This is a genomic window from Novosphingobium sp. ST904 (genome assembly GCF_001298105.1).
Lineage (GTDB): Bacteria > Pseudomonadota > Alphaproteobacteria > Sphingomonadales > Sphingomonadaceae > Novosphingobium.
Map to the genome: position 1 here is coordinate 33,016 of NZ_LGJH01000166.1, position 15,259 is coordinate 48,274.

Consider the following 15,259-nt stretch of genomic DNA (forward strand, 5'->3'; position numbering starts at 1 on the left):
GGGCTGGCTCGGCGGTCAGGGCTCGGTCATCAACCCCAAGTTCAACGCCCCCGACGGCCCGATCTGCTCGGACCTGCGCGAGGCGGGCGCGCTGCTGGCGGCTTCGGCCGACTACAAGCACTCCTACCCGCATTCGTGGCGTTCCAAGGCCAAGGTGATCTTCCGCTGCACCCCGCAGTGGTTCGTGCCGATGGACAAGGTTCTGGGCCACCTGCCCTCCAAGACCCGCGCCGAGCGCCGCTGGGAAGGGGAAGGCGGCGCCATCGATCCTACGGACGAAACCGCCGAAGCCTCGCCGACACTGCGCCAGGCCGCGCTCGAAGCCATCGCCGAAACGCGCTTCGTCCCCGAAAAGGGCCGCAACCGCATCGGCGCCATGGTTGAAGGCCGCCCGGACTGGGTGCTTTCGCGCCAGCGCGCCTGGGGCGTGCCGATCACGCTGTTCGTCGATCGCAAGTCTGGCGAATACCTCGTCGATGCCGAAGTGAACGCCCGCATCATCCACGCCATCCGCGAGATCGGCGTCGATGCCTGGTCGGACGCCCGCGCGCAGGAATACCTCGGCGCCAAGTACAGCGCCGATGACTACGAACGCGTCGTCGACATTCTCGACGTCTGGTTCGATTCCGGCTCGACTCACGCCTTCGTGCTCGAATCGGGCCGCTGGCCCGAACTGGTGCCGGCCGAGGATCACACCGGCCCCACCGCCGACCTCTACCTTGAAGGCAGCGACCAGCATCGCGGCTGGTTCCAGTCCTCCCTGCTCGAGAGCTGCGCCACGCGCGGCCATGCGCCCTACAAGGCAGTGCTGACCCACGGCTTCACGATGGATGCCAAGGGCTTCAAGATGTCGAAGTCGCTCGGCAATACCATCAGCCCGATCAAGGTGATGGAAACCAACGGCGCCGACATCATCCGCCTCTGGGCGCTCTCGGTCGACTATACCGAGGATCACCGCATCGGTGACGAGATCCTGAAGGGCGTGGCAGACCAGTACCGCAAGCTGCGCAACACCCTGCGCTACCTACTGGGCGCGCTGGACGGCTTCTCGGACGACGAGAAGCTGCCGATTGAGGACATGCCCGAGCTGGAGCGCTACGTGCTCTCGCTGCTGGCGGGCGTCGACGCCACGCTGCGCAAGGCGGTCGCGGACTTCGACTTCAATACTTACGTTCGCACCCTGCTGGACTTCTGCAACGAAGACCTTTCGGCCTTCTTCTTCGATATCCGCAAGGACTGCCTCTACTGCGACGCGCCTTCGGACCCGAAGCGCCGCGCCTATCGCACCGTGCTGGACATGCTGTTCCACGCGCTGGTGCGCTATGCCGCGCCGGTCACCGTCTTCACCGCCGAGGAAGTCTGGCAGAGCCGCTTCCCCGGCGCTGAGAGCGTGCACCTGCTCGAATGGCCGGTCGTCCCTGCCGTCGAAGCTGACGCCGCCCGCTGGGCCGAACTGCGCGCCCTGCGCGTGAAGGTGACCGAAGCGATCGAGCCGCTGCGCCGCGAGAAGATCGTGGGCTCCAGCCTCGCCGCCACCGTGACGGTTCCGGCTTCCGCGCCGGAAGGCGATCTTGCCGAACTGTTCATCACTGCGACAGTGACGCGTGGGCAGGGAGATGACGTGACTGTCACCCCCTCCACCGACCACAAGTGCGGCCGCTGCTGGCGCCACCTTCCCGACGTTTCGGAAGATGGCGACCTGTGCGATCGCTGCGACGACGTGGTGGGCGCGCTGGAGGAGCAGGCGTGAGCGGCGCCGTGTCCGGGAGCATGTCCATCTGGCGCAAGCGCCTGATCGGCCTGCTGATCGCGGCGGTGGTATTCGTGATCGACCAGGGCTTCAAGGCCTGGGTCGTGAACGGGCTCAGGCTGCGCGACGTGCACGTGATCGAGCTGCTGCCGATCTTCGACTTGCGCTGGACCAAGAACCTCGGCGTTTCGCTCGGCCTGTTCACGGCGGATTCGCCCGAAGGCCGCTGGGCGCTGGTGGCGATGACCGCCGCCATCGCCCTGTTCGTGTTCATCTGGATGCTGCGCGAACGCAAGCTTGGCGAAATCGCCGCGCTGGCGCTGGTGCTTGGCGGCGCACTCGGCAACATCCGCGACCGTTTCACCATGGGCTACGTGATCGACTATGCCGACCTCCATTTCGGCAACTTCCGTCCGTTCCTCATTTTCAACATCGCCGACGTCGCCATCACGGTGGGCGTCCTGATTATCCTTGCCCGCTCCCTGCTTTCGCGCGACAAGCCGGAAACGAATGGCGGACATGACACGGCGCCTGGCGCCGCCCCGGAGATTTGAATTGATGCCCATGATGAAGACCGGAGCCCTGATTCTCGTCGCCGCGGGCGCGGCGCTGGTGTCCGGCTGCGGAAGCACCGGCCTGCTGAACCACGCCGGTCCCGACGAGTTCGCCGTGCAGCGCCAGACGCCGCTCGTTGTCCCGCCCGATTTCTCGCTGGCCCCGCCGAAGCAGGGTCAGCCTCGCCCCAGCGACGATTCGCTCCAGCAGCAGACGCTTGATGCGCTGTTCGGCGGTCCGCAGGCCCGCAGCGACATCGAGAAATCGACGCTGAACCTGGCCGGCCCGTCGGACCCGGCGATCCGCTCGACCGTTGGCGATCCCGGCACCTTCGCCGTCGCCAAGGGCCAGGTGACCCGCGCGATCCTCGCCGCCCCCGAAGGCGACGGCCGCGACGCGCAGACCGCCGTCGGCACCTGATCGGTTTTCCCGAACAGCCAAACGAAAAGGGCCGGAGCATCGCTGCTCCGGCCCTTTTCGTATCCGGTATGGACGGATCGGGGCCTCAGCCCTCTCCCGCCACGCCGTCGTCGGAATCGTCGTCCAGCCGGGAGACGAGGATCTTGTCGATCTTCAACCCGTCCATGTCGACGACCTCGAAGCGCCAGCCCCGGTCGACGAAGTATTCCCCCTCGCGCGGGACTTTCTTGAGCACGGCGAGGATATAGCCCGCGGCGGTGGCATATTCGCGGTCGTCCGGCAGGGTCATGTCCAGACGGTCGGCCAGCGAATCGGCCGGCATTGCGCCGGAGACCAGCAGCGAACCGTCCTCGCGCTCGACCACCATGGGCTCGTCGCCCTCGTCCTGGTGGCCCACGAAAGTCCCCGCCAGCGCCGCCAGCATGTCCGACGTGGTGACGAGACCTTCGAGATGGCCATATTCGTCGTGAACCATCGCCATCGTCACTTCGGCATGCTGAAGCTTGCGCAGCGCATCCATCGCATCGAGCTGGTCGGGAAGGATCTCGGCCTTCTTCATCATGGCGGTGATCTCGACCGACGTCCGGCCAGCATCGCCGCCAGCACCTCACGCACCTTGAGGATGCCGATGATGTTGTCGGGCGAGCCTTCCTGCGCCACCGGCAGCATCGAATGCGGTGAAGCCTCGATCTTGGCGCGCAGGATCTCCTCGCTTGCGCCCGCGTCGATCCAGTCGATCTGGTTGCGCGGGGTCATCAGTTCGCGCACCGGGCGATCGGCAAGGCGCAGTACGCCCGTCATGATCGCGCGCTCCTCTTCCTCGATGACGCCCGAACGGGTCGCCTCGGCGAAGATCATCTGGAGCTCTTCCGCCGTAAGCTGCTCCTCGCCGCCCCGGCGCACCGACAGCAGGCGCAGGATCAGGCCCGAGGACTTGTCCAGCAGCCAGACGAACGGCGCCATCGCCTTGGCCAGCCAGGCCATCGGCCGCGCCATGATGAGCGCCACCGGCTCCGCCGCGCGCAGGGCAAGCTGCTTGGGCACCAGTTCGCCGATAACGAGGCTGGCGAAAGTCGTGGCGATGATGACCAGGGTGAAGCCCGCTTCACCTGCAAAACGGATCGGAACGCCCAGCGCGGCAAGCCGTTCGCCCACCGGCCCGCCCAGGCTCGCGCCCGAATAGGCACCGGCGATGATGCCGATGAGGGTGATGCCGATCTGGACGGTGCTGAGGAACTTGCCGGGGTCCGCCGCCAGTTCCAGCGCGGTCCTGGCCGCCCCGCTGCCCTTGTCGGCAGAGACCCTGAGCCTCGCCGCGCGCGCCGAGACTATGGCCAGTTCGGACATGGAGAACAGGCCATTGATCAGGATCAGGCCGGCGATGATGAGGAGGTCGGTCCAGGGAAAAGGTGTCACAGTGATCCTGCGCTAGCAGAATTCGCCGCACCTGCGAAGTGGCCGTTGCAGGATCGGCCGTTTTGTCATGCGCCGGCAAGGCTCCGCGAAATGCGAATAGTCCGTTGTAACCACGGGAACACATTGCCGACACACTCGTTTTGCCCGGATCATCCATATGCTATTCATGTTCACTACCACACAGACCCGTCGTGGAAGAATTTCTCAACAGGAAGGGGAACATCATGATGAAGTCACGCCTGCTGACCTCCGCCGTCGCCGCGCTTTCACTGGTCGCGGTATCGGGCTGTGTCACCGACCCCAACACGGGTGAGAGGAAAGTTTCGCGCACCGCCATCGGCGGCGCGGGCGGCGCGGGCCTGGGCTACCTTCTGGGCAGCGTGATCGGCGGCAAGACCGCGCGCATCGTCGGCGCCGGCATCGGCGGCGTCGCGGGCGGCGTGGTCGGGTACCAGATGGACCAGCAGATCCGCGAGCTGAAGGAACAGACCGCCGGTTCGGGCATCGACGTCAGCCAGGAAGGCGACGGCATCCTCGTGAACCTCCCGGACGTGACCTTCGCCGTCAATTCGACCGAGATCAGCCCCTCGTTCCAGGCCTCGCTCGACAATGTCGCGCAGAGCATGGTCAAGTACCCGAACAGCCTGGTCGACGTGTACGGCCATACCGATTCGACCGGATCGGCAGCCTACAACCTCGACCTGTCCAAGCGCCGCGCCGATTCGGTGGCCCGCTACCTGATCAGCCGCGGCGTGTCCTCGGCCCGCATCCAGACCAAGGGCATGGGCAAGGACTACCCGGTGGCGGACAACACCACCGCCGAAGGCCGTTCGAAGAACCGCCGCGTAGAGATCAAGATCACGCCGGTGACCACCGACGAGGCATCGTCGGCGCGCTGATCGCCAGTTTCCGCGAAAGCGGGATCGGGGAAGGGGTCGGCCGCAAGGTCCGGCCCCTTTTCTCTTGCCCACTTCGCCGATGCCCCCTCTCCCAATCTCGACATTCCCGCCGGAACGCGCAAAAGACGCGGCCATGAGCACTTTCGCGATCCCTGGTTTCGACCTTTCCGCCTTCGTCGATGCAACCCTGGCCGAAGACCTCGGCGTCGGCCTGCCGGGGGGCGGGCGCGACGTGACGTCGGAAAGCGTGATCGAGGCCGAAGCCCGGTTCTCCGGCGCGATGGATTCGCGCGATGCCATCACCGTCGCCGGCCTGCCGATCGCGGCGGCGTTCTTCCGCAAGCTCGACCCTGCGATGGAAATCGAGATTCTCGTCGAGGAAGGCGCGCGGGTCGAGCCGGGCTCGCAGCTCATGCGCCTCACCGGCAATGCCCGCGCCATGCTCACCGCAGAGCGGTCCGCCCTCAACACCGTCCAGCACCTGTCCGGCATCGCGACCATGACCCGCGAATACGTCGACGCCATGTGCGGCCATGCAACCCTGCTGGACACGCGCAAGACCATCCCGGGCCTGCGCCACCTCGAAAAGTACGCCACCCGCATGGGCGGCGCCCGCAATCACCGCATGGGCCTGTGGGACGCCGCCATGATAAAGGACAACCACGTCCTCGTGGCGGGCGGCGTCGGCCCGGCCGTGGCACGCGCCAAGGCCGCAGGCGTCACGCAGATCATCTGCGAGGTGGACCACCTGGACCAGATCGAACCGGCCATCGCCGCCGGTGCGCATCACCTGCTGCTCGATAACATGGGCCCGGACATCCTGCGCGAAGCCGTGGCGCTCGTCGCCGGACGCGTGCCCACGGAAGCGTCGGGCGGCGTGAACCTGGCCACCATCGGCGCGATTGCCGCCTCCGGCGTGACATATGTCTCGGTAGGCCGCCTCACCCAGAGCGCTCCTGCTGCCGATATCGGGCTGGACTTCACGCCGCTTTAGAAGATCTTGCGCAATTAGCCGGACCCTCGCATGTTCCGTCGCGTCCGACAGGCAACCGGGGGGAACTTGCCGTGCGTCCATATTCCATGGTGAAATTCGATCGCTTCTATCTCGGATCCCTGGTTCTGGGCGTGGTCAACGCGCTCCTGGCCGCCCGCGATACCCTGTCCGCCGTCAGCGTCGGATTCGTTCTCGGCGTCCAGGCTTTCAGCATGGCCTTGATGATACTGCTCTGGTTCCTGATTTCGCGCCGCGCCAACAACGCGGCGAAGTGGGTGCTGACCGTGTTGACCGCGATCGGCCTTCTCGTCATGATTCCAACGCTGCCGATCCTCGCCGCAGGTTCCGCTCTGGACCTGATCTTCATGGCGGCCGTCACTGCGCTTCAGGTTACCGCAGTCGTCAACCTGTTCCGCGCCGATTCCCGCGCCTGGTTCGCGCGCAAGGGCATCGTCCTGGACGACGAAACCATCTTCAGCTGACGATCAGCGCCGCTGCCGAAAGAATTGCCGCAGCATTTCCGCTGCCGCCGATTCGCCGATTCCCGAATAGACTTCCGGTTTGTGCAGGCACTGGTCGTGCTCGAACACGCGGGCGCCGTGTTCCACCGCACCGCCCTTGGGATCGGATGCCCCGTAATAGAGCCGGGCGATTCGCGCATGGGCGATCGCCCCCGCGCACATGGCGCAAGGCTCCAGCGTGACCCACAGCTCGCAGCCTTCCAGCCGCTCGTTGCCCAGAACCAGCGCCGCGGCGCGAATCGCCTCGATCTCGGCGTGACTCGTGGGATCGTGGCGTTCGCGCGGGCCGTTGCGGCCTGCCGCGATCACCTTTCCATCCTTCACCACCACCGCACCGATCGGCACTTCGCCTGAATCGGCGGCTTCACGGGCTTGCGCGAGAGCGAGTTCCATGTATTCGGGCAGGGGCCAGCGGGTCATGGCAATGCGCTAGACCTTCAAAAAGCTGTGCGCAACTTGACCTTCACCCGGGGAATCGCTAAGGGCGCGCCTTCCCGTATTTACGGCCACAGACTTTTTCGAGCGAGAGTAGACATGTCCCGCATCTGCGAACTGACCGGCAAGGGCCGCCAGGTCGGCTGCAACGTCAGCCACGCCAACAACAAGACCAAGCGCGTCTTCCTTCCCAACCTTCAGAACGTCACGCTGCTGTCGGACGGTCTTGAACGCAGCTTCAAGTTCCGCGTCTCGACCCACGGCCTGCGTTCGGTCGAGCACAACGGTGGTCTCGACAACTGGCTGCTGAAGACCTCGGACACGAAGCTCAGCCCGCGCGCCGTCAAGGTGAAGCGCGAACTGAAGAAGATCCAGGTCGCCGCCTGATCCTTGCGCTCCCTTCCGGGGGCGTGACGATACGGTTCGCGAAAAGGCGTGCAAGCCCGGCTTGCGCGCCTTTTCGCATGTCCGGATTCCTGAACCGGCCCGCAGCGGGTCACCCCTGAAAAGGCCCTTAGCGGGCGCCGGCGATCAGGGCAGATCGGCCGGATCGACGCTCAGCTTCCAGAGCAAGGTACGCTGTAGCGGCGAGAAATTGTCGTCCGAGATCAGCCAGACGGTCAGCCTGCCGTCCTTCCGCGGGGCGATCGCGATTCCTTCGAAGTTGTCGATAGGCAGGTCGGACGAAAGCCGCGCCACTTCGCGGACCTTCCAGACACCGCCGGGGCGAATCGTCCGAGGATCGCCGATCGCGATCCGCCCGGCAAAACGCTGCGGCATCGGCCAGATCAACCGGCGCATCAGTATCAGCAGGCGGCCGTCAGGCATCTGCGCCATGTCGGTAGGGCTGAATCCGGTCGGCGCGTCGAGCGTGAATGCCTGCCCCTCGCCAGCCGATTCGCCCCCTGGCCCCTTCGCCGTGGGATCGCCGGCGAACAGGGCGGCCTCGTGCAGATGGTCGCTCCAGTCGACATAGCCTTCGCGCAGCAGGACGAAGCGCCCGTCCTGCAGGCGCGTCATCGCTTCGGGGCCTGAATTCACGCCCCAATCGGCCATGACCGGCGGACGCACCCTCGCCTCTATCCCGTAGTCCGCGCCCATGCGGTAGATCGCGTTCCGGCCCTCCAGCCCCAGCCAGATCGTGCCCTTGTCATCCTGGGTGGCCGATTCGACATCGCGATCGGCCTTCTCGGGCTGGGCGGAGAGGGCAAGCTCGCCGATCCGGCTGTCCGCCTGCGATTCGCCGGGCGCCCGGAATTCGAGGTAATCGCCCGAATCGCTGAGCGCCAGCATCATGCCCCCGGGCCGCAGCAGCAGCGAGGAGTAGCTCCCGAAGGAATGCGTGCGGCTGCGAGCCAGCCACACCTGCTCCAGCGCGAACGGCCCCAGCCGGGGGCCGGTCCGTTCGGGCGGCGGCAGGTCCAGCGGGACGAAGGCCAACTCGAACGTCTTGAATTTGGGATGATGCGGCGAACGGCCCCAGGTCAGGGGCAGCAAGGACAGCAGGGCGAGGAGAGCAATGGTGCGGCGCACAAGGGCGGGATAAGCATTCCGGCGAAGGCCGCAAGCCGCTTTCGCGCCGCCTCCCCCGGAATCGCCGTCACGCAGGCGTCAATTCATGGCGCCGGTGAACAGGATCGGATCGAGGCGGGCATCGTTCCACTTGATCGACCAGTGCAGGTGCGGCCCCGTGGCGCGGCCCGACATGCCGATCCTGCCGATCACCTGCCCTTGCCGGACATGATCGCCCTGCTTCACGAGAATCTCGGAGCAATGCAGGAAAGCGCTGTTCAGCCCCATGCCGTGGTCCAGCATCAGCAGGTTGCCTTCCAGCGTGAACGGCTTTTCGGCGGCAAGGATCACCACCCCGTCGGCGGGGGCGACGAACGGCGTTCCGCTGGTGCCGGTCGCGATGTCGAGGCCGGAGTGATAGGCCCCCGGTTCACCCCGATAGACCCGCTGCGAACCGAACCGGCCGGAAATGCGCCCCTTCGCCGGCCAGACGAATTGCTGGCGCCACCCCTGCGCATCGGTATGCAGCGCGCGGGCGGCATTGATGCGGTCAAGCTCGGGCTGGCGGATCGCCATGAAGGCCTCGGTCGCACCGCCGGGCTTGCGGGGAATGTTGATGTTCTCGATCTGCCAGGCCCGGGGCGAGACAGGGACCGGCTGCGTTATCCTGCGGCCATTGGCCAGCGTGGCGGTAAGCGTCGCGATCGTGCCGGCATCACGGTCAAAAGCGGCGAACCATGCGCCGTCCGGCGCCACCTGCACCGGCTGTCCATTGAGCGCGAGGGCCGTGGTGCCCGCAGGCGCCTTGCCGCGCATCCAGCCGCCCTGGGTCAATTCGCCGCCATAGGTCAGCGCGCCGGGCGCGGCAGCAGGGGCAACGGGGGCGATAGGCTGCGCCACCAGCCCATTCCACGCGAGCAAAGCCCCCCCGGCCACCACGCCGGCGAGAATCAGCGATGCCCCGAGGGCCTTGCGCGCCGTCATGCCTTTCCGGTGAAGCGCTTGGTCGCGATTTCCGCCGAAGCGTAAGGCTCCTGGAACTCAGCGCTCCAGTAGCGCAGTTCCTCAAGCGGGATCTTCTCGCCGGTGACGGCGCAGAGCACGAAGTGTCCGCCGCTCAGCACCCGGAATCCGTTGGGTCCGTAGGCGAGCTTGGCGGGGCGGTTGGCAGAAGACATAAGCATGGGCGAAATCCTATCAGAGCGCGCCGTTCAAAACAAATCGCCCTGCCTCGAAGTGTCCGCCTTCGGTCGCACCGGGCGCTTTGGCGCCGCCGCCTCGGCAGCGGGTTCCGCAGGTTGTGCCGCCGCGGCGCGGGGTGCGGGCGGCGCCTCGGCCCCCACCGCGACCACAAGCTCGCCATCCCGGAATTCCAGCGTCAGCAGCGATTCGCGCGACGCCGCTTCCCGACTGGTCAGCGCGCGGCCGTCCGGGCCCTTGGCAAGGACGTAGCCCCGCTCCAGCGGCCGCTTCGGATCGAGCTGCGGCAGCACGCGGGAAACCGGCGCCAGACCGTCGCGCGCCATGGTCCAGCGGCGCGTGAGCAGGCGCGGGGTGAGGCCGACGCGCAGCAGCCGCTCCTCGCTGCGTTCCATCCGGTGACGCAGCAGCGGCAGCGAGAGGCGTGAGGCGGTACGGCCAAGCTGTTCGCGTTTGCGGCCCGCTTCGTCACGCAGCCCGCGGCGCAGGCGTTCAGACAGTTCGTCAAGCTTCTGCGCCTTGGCGGCCAGGATCGCCTCGGGCCTGGGCAGGCGCTGGACGCGGGCTTCCAGCCGTTCACGGCCCAAGGTGACCGGGCGCAGCGCGCAGCGGCGCTTGCGATAGGCCAGTTCGTCGAGTGTCGCGGCCAGTTCCATGCGCACCGGAACCGCCATTTCGGCGGCAGCGGTGGGCGTGGGTGCGCGGCGATCGGCGGCATAGTCGCACAGCGTGGTGTCGGTTTCGTGCCCGACCGCCGAAATCACGGGAATCGACGATTCGGCCACGGCACGAACCACGATTTCCTCGTTGAACGACCACAAGTCCTCGATCGAGCCGCCGCCGCGCGCCACGATCACCAGATCGGGGCGCGGAACCGGGCCGCCGGGACGGATCGCCGAAAAACCGCACACGGCATTGGCAACCTGCTGTGCCGAACCTTCGCCCTGCACCAGTACTGGCCAGACGAGGACATGGCTGGGGAAGCGGTCGGCAAGGCGGTGGAGGATATCGCGGATCACCGCGCCGGTGGGTGACGTCACGACGCCGATCACGCGGGGCAGGAAAGGCAGTTCCCGCTTGCGCTCGGGCGCGAAGAGACCTTCAGCGGCAAGCGCGCGCGCAGCTTTTCGAGCAGCGCCAGCAAGGCGCCCTCGCCCGCGATCTCCATCGATTCGATGACGACCTGGTATTTCGAACGCCCGGGATAAGTCGTGAGCTTGCCGGTGGCGATCACCTCGATGCCGTCTTCGGGCCGGAACGCCAGCCGCTGCGCACCGCCGCGCCACATGACGCCGTCGATCACCGCCTTGTCGTCCTTGAGAGCGCAATAGAGGTGGCCCGAAGCCGCGCGCTTGACGCCCGAAAGCTCTCCGCGCAGGCGCACGAAACCGAAACGATCCTCCACCGTGCGCTTCAGCAGATTCGAAATCTCGCTGATCGAGAGCGGCGCAGCGTTGTCCCCGGCCGCTTGCTTCGCTACCAGCCCCCCGGAACGACCATCATCGAATTCGTCGTCATCGAAAGGCACGGCTAATGAACATCCTTCTTCTGGGCTCTGGCGGCCGCGAACATGCGCTGGCCTGGAAGCTGGCGCAATCCCCGCTTTGCGAGATCCTATGGGCTGCGCCGGGTAACCCGGGCGTCGCCGAAGTCGCAAGCTGCATTTCGCTGGATGTCACCGATCACGCGGCGGTCATCGCCTTTTGCGAGACGAACGTGGTCGGCCTCGTCGTCATCGGCCCCGAAGCGCCGCTGGTCGACGGTCTGGCAGATTCCCTGCGCGCCGAGGGCTTTTCGGTGTTCGGTCCGAGCCAGGCGGCGGCCCAGCTCGAAGGTTCGAAGGGCTTCACCAAGGACCTGTGCGAACGCGCGGGCATTCCCACCGCCGGTTACGACCGCGTCTCCAACGAGGCGGACGCCATGGCCGCGCTGGCGAAGTTCGGCGCCCCGGTCGTCATCAAGGCGGACGGTCTTGCCGCCGGCAAGGGCGTGACCGTTGCCATGACCATGGCCGAGGCCGAGGACGCCGTGCGCGAGATCTTCTCGGGCCGCTTCGGCGAAGCCGGCGCCGAGGCCGTGATCGAGGAGTTCATGGAAGGCGAGGAAGCCAGCTTCTTCGCGCTTACCGACGGTTCCACCATCGTCCCCTTCGCCTCGGCGCAGGACCACAAGCGCGTGGGCGACGGCGACACCGGCCCCAATACCGGCGGCATGGGCGCCTATAGCCCTGCCCCGGTGCTGACGCCCATGCTCGAGGCCGAAGTGCTCGAACGCATCATCGCGCCAACCGTGCGCACGCTGCAGAACGAAGGCACGCCCTATTCCGGCGTGCTGTTCCTGGGCGTGATGCTGACGCGCGAAGGCCCCAAGCTGATCGAGTACAATTGCCGCTTCGGCGATCCCGAGTGCCAGGTGATGATGCTGCGCCTCGAATCCGATCTGGTGGAACTGCTCCACGCCTGCGCCGACAACCGCCTCGCCGCGATCGAGCCCCCGCGCTTCAGCCGCGATACCGCGCTCACCGTGGTGATGGCCGCGAACGGCTATCCGGGCACCCCTGAAAAGGGTGGCGCGATTGCCGGTATCGCCGCGGCGGAGGCAAACGGCGCCAAGGTGTTCCACGCCGGTACCGAATTGAAGGACGGCGCACTCGTCGCCAGCGGCGGCCGCGTGCTCAACGTGACGGCGCGGGCCGCTTCGGTCTCCGAGGCGCAGGCCAAGGCCTATGCCGCCGTCGATGCGCTCGATTTCCCCACCGGCTTCTGCCGCCGCGACATCGGCTGGCGCGAAGTGGCGCGCGAGAAGGCTCATGGCAAGTAAGGTCGATACGTTTCTGAAGGGCTCACTGGCGGCAGCGGCGCTGCTCGCCGGTGCCGGCGTCGGCTATTACTACGGCGTGTTCCTGCCCGGACAGGCCGCCCGGCAGGAAGCCCGCGTGCTGGCCGAGCAGGAAGCCCGGCAGAAGCAGCAGGATGCGCAGACCAAGGCGCAGGAACGCGAACAGGCCGAACAGTCGCGCCGGCAGGAAGCCGCGCAGCAGGAATATCAGGACTGCCTGAACTTCGCGGAACTGTCCTACAAGCAGCGCTGGACCGCGAGCTGCCGCGCACAGCACGACGCCGACGTGGCCGCGCTGGCGGATTGTGCCGACAATCTCTTCGCCACCGAGGACGGCTGCCGCGCCAAGGTCCCCGTCCGGCCGGAACGCGATTGCGCCCTGCCCGGCCAGACCGCGCAGAGCTATTCGGATGCGCGCGAACAGCGCAAGGCGGAATGCCTTGCCCGCTTCCAGTCCAACCAGCCGGGAGTCCAGCCGCCCGCCCAGTCGCCCGCTCAGTCGATCCCGCCGTCCGGGGCGAACGGCTACGGCGCGCCTGCCGGTCAGCCGACTACCTTCTGATCTCCCGGCAGACGAGCCGCAGCGGGGCGATCTCGATTACCGGCGTTTCCCACGGGTGAATCGCCATGATGCGGTCCACCGCCTGGCGAAACGTCGGTCGTCGGCGCGGCAGGGCGCGTGTACCTTGACCACCACGGTTGGTGAAAGGCTGATCTTGCCGGATTCTCCGACCGTGGGCGTCGCATCCTGCCCGGGCACGAAGCTCTCCCAGCCCAGGCCCATCTCGACCACGCCCTTGTAGAAGCCGAAATTGCCGAGCTGGTTGTCCTCGCGAATCGTCGCCAGGATCGATGCGAGAACCGGGTCGCGCTCCGCCGCCTCGCCGTCTCCCGCCAGCATGGCGGCAAGAGTCTCCTGCGTAACGGGAACATGGACGCGCAGCATCGTCGCTTCACGGGTGATCATGCCGGTTCATTCTCCATCAGCAGTTTGACGACCATCGCGAGGCGCTTGGCATCCTCGCGGGCAAGGTGTTCCGCCGGCAGGCGAATCCGGGCCTCTTCCAGCGCCGCGTCGACCTGTTCGCGCGAAACGCCCTGCCCGACCATCCATTCCCCCAGGAAGCGGATCGGGAACGGCAGGCTTTCTCCGATTCCCTGGCACAGGATTTCCAGCCAGTACTGGTCGAGATCGGCATCGGAATAGACCTGCCGGTCCCCCACGAAGGCGATGAGTTCGGACAGCACCTGCTCCGGCGGAAGCCCCTCCGATTCGAGAGTGGCAAAGCTGATGCCGTGCAGCGCCTCGGCCTCTTCCGACCAGTCCCACGTCCGCCACACCGGAAGGGGTCTTATCAGCCAAGCACGGCTTTGCCCGTCGACCCGCGCCACCGCCACCTCGATGGGATAGGACGGGCCGTATTCCGGCAGGCAGCTTGCCTCGAAGTCGATGAGGGCCGGTTCGCCCTGTGGATCGTGAGCCGGTATGTGCTGGGCCATGAGTGCTCCTGATCGGGAAAAGGCCAGCCTCGCGCGCAAAAGGCGCCGCGTCAACGCCGTGCCGGACGCAAAGAGGGCTCCGTTCTTGCGAACGGAGCCCTCTTTTCCTGCCGCTGCCGGCCCGGCCGGATCAGCCGACGCGTTCGGCGATCAGCGCCTGGAGGTCCGCCTCAGGGCGGGCACCGTAGTGCGAGATGATCTCGCAGGCGCAGATCGCGCCATACTTGAGGCATTCCTCAAGGCTCTTTCCGCGCACATGGCCGAACAGGAAGCCGGCGGCGAAGAGATCGCCCGCGCCGGTGGTGTCCACCACGCGCCCGATCGGCTCGGCGCGACCCTGGCGCGCTGGCCGTCCGAGAACGCCTCGGCGCCGTCCGCACCGCGCGTGACGACCAGCACCGGAATCTTCGGCGCCAGTTCGGCAACGGCCTTCTCGAAATCGTCATGGCCGACGAGCGCCGCCATCTCGTGTTCGTTGCAGAACAGCACGTCGATCTTGCCGGTCTCGATCAGGTCGAGGAAATCGGCGCGGTGACGGTCGATCACGAAGCATTCCGAAGGGGTGAAGGCGATCTTCCGGCCTGCCGAACGGGCAGCCTCGATCGCCTTGCGCATGGCCGCGCGCGGTTCTTCCGGGTCCCAGAGGTAGCCTTCGAGGTACAGCACGGCCGCGCTGGCGATGGCGTTTTCGTCCAGCGCTTCTGCGGGAAGGTAGTGCGATGCGCCGAGGAAGGTGTTCATCGTGCGCTGGCCGTCGGGCGTGACGAAGATCAGGCAGCGCGCCGTCGGCGGGTTGCCGGGGCGGGCCGGAACGTCGAAGGCGATGCCGCCGGCGCGGATGTCATGCGTGAACACTTCGCCGAGCTGGTCTTCGGCGACCTGGCCGATGAAGGCGCAGCGCGCGCCGAGCGCGGCAAGACCGGCCAGCGTGTTGGCGGCGGAACCGCCCGAAATCTCGCGGGCGGGGCCCATGGCGTCGTAGAGGCTCTTCGCCTGGTCGGCGTCGATCAGCATCATGCCGCCGCGCGAAAGGCCGAGTTCCTCGATCAGCGAGTCCTCGCAGTTGGCGATGACGTCGATGATGGCGTTGCCGATGGCAATCACGTCGAGGCTGGGCGGCACGGGGGATTGGGCCATGCGGAAAAGAGTCCTTGGAATTGTCTGGAAGTCAGGTCGCGAGTAGCGTGCAGCCCGCCGCTTCGCAAGCGTGGCGGCAGTT

General features: G+C 66.8%; 15 protein-coding genes and 3 pseudogenes. 9 read left to right on the top strand and 9 right to left on the bottom strand.

Features of this window, described 5'->3' with window-relative positions; translation table 11 throughout:
* The first annotated feature begins 154 nt into the window (after positions 1-154).
* From ADT71_RS36120 to ADT71_RS28090, 3 genes are read left to right on the top strand one after another with little or no spacing between them, the layout of a single operon-like run.
* Positions 155-1,750, top strand: coding sequence for a class I tRNA ligase family protein (locus ADT71_RS36120; RefSeq protein ID WP_369818360.1), 1,596 nt, complete (start codon positions 155-157; stop codon positions 1,748-1,750).
* A 20-nt stretch (positions 1,751-1,770) separates the two neighbouring features.
* Entirely contained in the window at positions 1,771-2,304 is a 534-nt protein-coding gene (lspA, locus tag ADT71_RS28085; protein WP_054442019.1) for a signal peptidase II, read from the top strand.
* Positions 2,305-2,308: 4 nt separating this feature from the next.
* Entirely contained in the window at positions 2,309-2,725 is a 417-nt protein-coding gene (locus tag ADT71_RS28090; protein ID WP_054442259.1) for a DUF3035 domain-containing protein, read from the top strand.
* An 85-nt stretch (positions 2,726-2,810) separates the two neighbouring features.
* Here ADT71_RS28090 and ADT71_RS28095 read toward each other — a convergent pair.
* Positions 2,811-4,141 (bottom strand): annotated as a pseudogene (locus ADT71_RS28095) (hemolysin family protein).
* Positions 4,142-4,365: 224 nt separating this feature from the next.
* On the opposite strand from ADT71_RS28095, the gene ADT71_RS28100 reads away from it, so the two are divergent.
* From ADT71_RS28100 to ADT71_RS28110, 3 genes are all read left to right on the top strand, one after another.
* Positions 4,366-5,040 (top strand): OmpA family protein, encoded by a 675-nt coding sequence (locus ADT71_RS28100; RefSeq protein WP_054442260.1) that lies wholly within the window; start codon positions 4,366-4,368, stop codon positions 5,038-5,040.
* A 133-nt stretch (positions 5,041-5,173) separates the two neighbouring features.
* Complete coding sequence (gene nadC / locus ADT71_RS28105; protein WP_054442020.1) at positions 5,174-6,034, top strand: carboxylating nicotinate-nucleotide diphosphorylase; 861 nt, start codon at positions 5,174-5,176, stop codon at positions 6,032-6,034.
* Between the two features lie 71 nt (positions 6,035-6,105).
* Positions 6,106-6,516 (top strand): hypothetical protein, encoded by a 411-nt coding sequence (locus tag ADT71_RS28110; protein ID WP_132468617.1) that lies wholly within the window; start codon positions 6,106-6,108, stop codon positions 6,514-6,516.
* Positions 6,517-6,519: 3 nt separating this feature from the next.
* On the opposite strand, the gene ADT71_RS28115 is transcribed toward ADT71_RS28110, so the two are convergent.
* Positions 6,520-6,975 (bottom strand): nucleoside deaminase, encoded by a 456-nt coding sequence (locus ADT71_RS28115; protein ID WP_054442022.1) that lies wholly within the window; start codon positions 6,973-6,975, stop codon positions 6,520-6,522.
* Positions 6,976-7,089: 114 nt separating this feature from the next.
* Between ADT71_RS28115 and rpmB the strand changes: the two genes are divergently transcribed.
* Complete coding sequence (gene rpmB / locus ADT71_RS28120; protein ID WP_054442023.1) at positions 7,090-7,377, top strand: 50S ribosomal protein L28; 288 nt, start codon at positions 7,090-7,092, stop codon at positions 7,375-7,377.
* A gap of 144 nt (positions 7,378-7,521) precedes the next feature.
* Here the strand turns inward: rpmB and ADT71_RS28125 are convergent, their stop codons facing one another.
* The 4 genes and pseudogenes from ADT71_RS28125 to xseA all read right to left on the bottom strand — a co-directional run bounded on the left by ADT71_RS28125 (position 7,522) and on the right by xseA (position 11,230).
* Positions 7,522-8,523 (bottom strand): esterase-like activity of phytase family protein, encoded by a 1,002-nt coding sequence (locus tag ADT71_RS28125; protein WP_054442024.1) that lies wholly within the window; start codon positions 8,521-8,523, stop codon positions 7,522-7,524.
* 78 nt (positions 8,524-8,601) lie between these two features.
* Positions 8,602-9,486, bottom strand: a complete 885-nt coding sequence (locus ADT71_RS28130; protein ID WP_054442025.1) for a M23 family metallopeptidase — start codon at positions 9,484-9,486, stop codon at positions 8,602-8,604.
* Positions 9,483-9,686 (bottom strand): DUF2093 domain-containing protein, encoded by a 204-nt coding sequence (locus tag ADT71_RS28135; RefSeq protein WP_054442026.1) that lies wholly within the window; start codon positions 9,684-9,686, stop codon positions 9,483-9,485. The genes ADT71_RS28130 and ADT71_RS28135 overlap by 4 nt, the downstream gene beginning before the upstream one ends.
* Positions 9,687-9,713: 27 nt before the next feature.
* Positions 9,714-11,230 (bottom strand): annotated as a pseudogene (gene xseA, locus ADT71_RS28140) (exodeoxyribonuclease VII large subunit).
* Positions 11,231-11,235: 5 nt separating this feature from the next.
* Here xseA and purD point away from each other — a divergent pair.
* Together purD and ADT71_RS28150 are read left to right on the top strand one after the other, a co-directional pair.
* Positions 11,236-12,522, top strand: coding sequence for a phosphoribosylamine--glycine ligase (gene purD, locus ADT71_RS28145; protein ID WP_054442027.1), 1,287 nt, complete (start codon positions 11,236-11,238; stop codon positions 12,520-12,522).
* Positions 12,512-13,102: a hypothetical protein gene (locus ADT71_RS28150; protein WP_054442028.1), complete on the top strand. Its 591-nt coding sequence runs from the start codon at positions 12,512-12,514 to the stop codon at positions 13,100-13,102. The genes purD and ADT71_RS28150 overlap by 11 nt, the downstream gene beginning before the upstream one ends.
* A 36-nt stretch (positions 13,103-13,138) precedes the next feature.
* Here the strand turns inward: ADT71_RS28150 and ADT71_RS28155 are convergent, their stop codons facing one another.
* The 3 genes and pseudogenes from ADT71_RS28155 to ADT71_RS28165 all read right to left on the bottom strand — a co-directional run bounded on the left by ADT71_RS28155 (position 13,139) and on the right by ADT71_RS28165 (position 15,177).
* A complete protein-coding gene (locus ADT71_RS28155) occupies positions 13,139-13,507 on the bottom strand; it encodes a hypothetical protein (protein WP_054442029.1) in 369 nt (122 codons plus the stop codon).
* Entirely contained in the window at positions 13,504-14,040 is a 537-nt protein-coding gene (locus tag ADT71_RS28160) for a hypothetical protein (RefSeq protein ID WP_054442030.1), read from the bottom strand. The genes ADT71_RS28155 and ADT71_RS28160 overlap by 4 nt, the downstream gene beginning before the upstream one ends.
* A 130-nt stretch (positions 14,041-14,170) precedes the next feature.
* A pseudogene (locus ADT71_RS28165) lies at positions 14,171-15,177 on the bottom strand (adenosine kinase).
* Between the last annotated feature and the right edge of the window lie 82 nt (positions 15,178-15,259).

Excerpts from the sequence above, each read along its gene's own strand:
- lspA (WP_054442019.1), top strand. The coding sequence starts at position 1,771 with ATGTCCATCTGGCGCAAGCGCCTGATCGGCCTGCTGATCGCGGCGGTG.
- ADT71_RS28090 (WP_054442259.1), top strand. The coding sequence starts at position 2,309 with ATGCCCATGATGAAGACCGGAGCCCTGATTCTCGTCGCCGCGGGCGCG.
- ADT71_RS28100 (WP_054442260.1), top strand. The coding sequence starts at position 4,366 with ATGATGAAGTCACGCCTGCTGACCTCCGCCGTCGCCGCGCTTTCACTG.
- nadC (WP_054442020.1), top strand. The coding sequence starts at position 5,174 with ATGAGCACTTTCGCGATCCCTGGTTTCGACCTTTCCGCCTTCGTCGAT.
- ADT71_RS28115 (WP_054442022.1), bottom strand. The coding sequence starts at position 6,975 with ATGACCCGCTGGCCCCTGCCCGAATACATGGAACTCGCTCTCGCGCAA.
- rpmB (WP_054442023.1), top strand. The coding sequence starts at position 7,090 with ATGTCCCGCATCTGCGAACTGACCGGCAAGGGCCGCCAGGTCGGCTGC.
- ADT71_RS28130 (WP_054442025.1), bottom strand. The coding sequence starts at position 9,486 with ATGACGGCGCGCAAGGCCCTCGGGGCATCGCTGATTCTCGCCGGCGTG.
- ADT71_RS28135 (WP_054442026.1), bottom strand. The coding sequence starts at position 9,686 with ATGCTTATGTCTTCTGCCAACCGCCCCGCCAAGCTCGCCTACGGACCC.
- purD (WP_054442027.1), top strand. The coding sequence starts at position 11,236 with ATGAACATCCTTCTTCTGGGCTCTGGCGGCCGCGAACATGCGCTGGCC.
- ADT71_RS28150 (WP_054442028.1), top strand. The coding sequence starts at position 12,512 with ATGGCAAGTAAGGTCGATACGTTTCTGAAGGGCTCACTGGCGGCAGCG.
- ADT71_RS28155 (WP_054442029.1), bottom strand. The coding sequence starts at position 13,507 with ATGATCACCCGTGAAGCGACGATGCTGCGCGTCCATGTTCCCGTTACG.
- ADT71_RS28160 (WP_054442030.1), bottom strand. The coding sequence starts at position 14,040 with ATGGCCCAGCACATACCGGCTCACGATCCACAGGGCGAACCGGCCCTC.